The sequence below is a fragment of the Corallococcus sp. 4LFB genome (assembly GCF_046520365.1).
In the GTDB taxonomy this organism is placed as follows: Bacteria; Myxococcota; Myxococcia; order Myxococcales; family Myxococcaceae; genus Corallococcus; species Corallococcus caeni.
In genome coordinates this window covers 1-3182 of sequence record NZ_JBKGHJ010000716.1, presented here as the reverse complement: position 1 = coordinate 3182, position 3182 = coordinate 1, and the positions used below count along the sequence as shown (strand labels likewise).

Here is a 3182-nt window from a genome sequence, read left to right as displayed (position 1 = left end):
CGCCTCGAAGCGCTCGGTCACTCCGTCGTCTCCGTCTCCATGGGCGCGGAGTACCAGCGGAACGGTCCTCGCTCCTTCACGCTGAACCCGACGATCCGCGGTGACTACGAGCGGCTGCTCACCGCCCTCCAGGTCCGGGAGCAACCCCTGGACACCGTCGTGCACTGCTGGAGCGTCACTGGCGGCGAGCCGGCGGTCCGGGAAGAACGCGCGCACTTCGAGCACACGCAGGAGCGGGGCTACTACAGCCTGCTGTTCCTCGCGCAGGCGCTCGACACGCTGGGCTTCGACAAGCCCCTGCGCATCGAAGTCGTGTCGAACCGCCTCTGCGACGTCACCGCCCTGGAGCCGGCCTGGCCGGAGAAGGCCACGCTGCTGGGCCCCTGCAAGGTGATTCCGCAGGAGTTCCCGCACATCACCTGCCGCTGCATCGACCTCGTGCTTCCCGACGGAGGCATCTCTCCGTCATCGGCGCTCGTCGGCCAGCTCCTGACGGAGCTCGAAGCCCGCGCCGCGGAGCCGGTGGTTGCCTATCGCGGCCCTCAGCGCTGGGTGCAGGCCTATGAACCGCTCCGGTTGGAAGCCGCCGCGCAGCCGGGGCCGGTGCTTCGCCAGCACGGGACGTACCTCATCACGGGCGGGCTCGGCGGCGTCGGCCTGCTGCTGGCCGAGCACCTCGCGCGGACCGTCCAGGCCCGGCTCATCCTCGTCGGCCGCACCGGCCTGCCCTCGCGGGAACTCTGGCCGGAGTGGCTCTCCCAGCACCCCGCGGACGAGCCCACCGGCCAGCGGATCCGCAAGCTCCAGGAGCTGGAAGCGCTGGGCGCGGAGGTGCTCGTGCTGAGCGCGGACGTCGCCAACGTGGACGCGATGCGCGCGGCCCTCTCCCAGGCCGCCGGGCGCTTCGGCCCGCTTCACGGCGTGATCCACGCGGCGGGCATCACCCACGGCACGTCCATCTTCAGCCCCCTTCGCGACGTGGGCCCCCAGCAGTCCGCGTCCCAGTTCCAGCCCAAGGTCCACGGGCTCTACGTCCTGGACACGCTGCTCCGGGACTCAGCGTTGGACTTCTGCGTGCTGCTGTCCTCGAACGCCTCGGTCCTGGGCGGCCTGGGCTTCGTCGCGTACTCGGCGGCCAACCTGTTCGTCGACGCCTTCGCGGCCCGACAGAACAAGCGGGGCGGGACGCCGTGGATCAGCACGAACTGGGATGGCTGGCAGGTGCAGCAGCCCAATCCGCGCGCCCAGGTGCGCACCAGCATGGACCGCTACACGATGACGGCGACGGAAGCGCTCGACGCCTTCCAGCGGATCCTCAGCCGGGGGCTGGGCTGCGGGCAGCTCGTCGTCTCCACCGGAGACCTCCAGGCCCGGCTCGCCCTGTGGCTCCAGCGGGACGCGCCGCTGCCCGGCACGGCGGAGTCGGCGGCGTCCGCACCGCATGCACGCCCGCACCTGAAGACGCCCTACGCCGCCCCCTCGACGCCCATCGAGAAGCAGCTCGCCCACATCTGGCAGGAGCTGCTGGGGGTCGAGCAGGTCGGCCTGCACGACAACTTCTTCGAGCTGGGTGGCCATTCGCTGCTGGGAACTCGAGTCGCCTCGCGGGTGCGGGATGCGTTCCAGGTCACCCTGCCGCTCCGGAGCCTCTTCCAGTCCCCCACCGTGGGACAGCTCGCCACGCTCATCCAGCAGCACCTGGCCGAGCAGGCCGACCGGGAAGCCCCTGTCGGCCCGACGGAGAAGGCCCCGACGCCCGGGAACATTCGTCCCCGGGAACAGGGCGCCTCCGCGCTTCCCCTGTCCTTCGCGCAGGAGCGGTTGTGGTTCATCGACCAGTTGCTGCCGGGCAGCCCGCTCTACGTCATTCCCCTGGCGGTGCGCCTGTCGGGGGCGCTCGACGTGACCGCCCTGACGCACAGCCTGCGCACCGTCGTCCAGCGCCACGAGGGCCTGCGCACCACGTTCCAGCTCATCGACGGGCGGCCCGTGCAGGTCATCGCCCCGGACCAGGACGTCCCGCTGCCGCTCACCGACCTGCGCTCGCTTCCGGCTGACGCCCGAGCCGCCGAGGTGGCGCGGCACACGCAGGACTTCGCCCTGCGCCCCTTCGACCTGAAGCAGGGACCGCTGCTGCGCTCCTGCCTGCTTCGGCTCGCGGACGATTCGCACCTGTGGCTGCTGTCCATGCATCACGTCGTGGCCGACGGCTGGTCCCTGGGCGTGCTCATCCAGGAAGTCGCCGCCCTCTATGCCGCCGCGCTGCGCGGACAACTGGATGCGCTGCCTCCGCTGCCCATCCAGTACGCCGACTATGCGCTCTGGCAACGCGAGTGGCTCCAGGGGCCGGCCCGTCAATCGCTGCTGGACTACTGGACGCACCAGCTCGCGGACGTGCCCACGATCCTCGAGCTGCCCACGGACTTCCCGCGTCCGGCCATCGCGACCACGCGCGGCGCGCTCCATCCCTTCCAGTTGCCCGCGGAGCTCACGGCTTCACTGAAGGCGCTCAGCCGGGAGGAGGGCGTCACCCTCTTCATGACGCTGATGGCCGCCTTCCAGGTCCTCCTCCAGCGCTACTGCGCCAAGGACGACTTCGTCGTCGGCACGCCCATCGCCAACAGGACGCGCAGCGAGACCGAGTCGCTCATCGGCTGCTTCATCAACACGCTTCCCATTCGCGCGAACCTCGCAGGACAGCCCTCCTTCCGCGCCCTGCTGCGTCGCGTGCAGGCCACCTGCCTGGAGGCCTACGCGCATCAGGAGCTTCCCTTCGAGCACCTCGTCGACGCGCTCCACCTGTCGCGCGACCTCAGCCACACGCCGCTCATCCAGGTCCTCTTCATCCTGCAGAACGCGCCCATGCGGTCCCTGGGCCTGCCGGGTGTGACGCTGGAGGTCGAGGGCACCGACACCGTCACCGCGAAGTTCGACCTGACCCTGTCGCTCCAGGAGACCGGAGACTCGATCCGCGGGTTCCTGGAGTACAACACCGACCTCTTCGCGACAGAGACGATCGCCCGGCTGGCGGAGCAGTTCTCCACCCTGTTGACCGGAGCCGTCGCGTCACCCGACGCACGCCTCAGCGAGCTGCCGGTGCTGCCGGAGGCCGAGCGTCAACGGCTGGTGGTGGAGCTCAACGCCACCGCCACGCCCTACCCGCTGGAGCGCTCCCTCCCCGC

1 protein-coding gene is annotated in these 3182 nt (G+C 70.5%); it reads left to right on the top strand.

The genetic code is table 11. The features are described from left to right. Positions 1 to 3182: SDR family NAD(P)-dependent oxidoreductase (locus ACLEQD_RS40015; protein ID WP_410391188.1), on the top strand; the 3182-nt coding region annotated here is incomplete at both ends.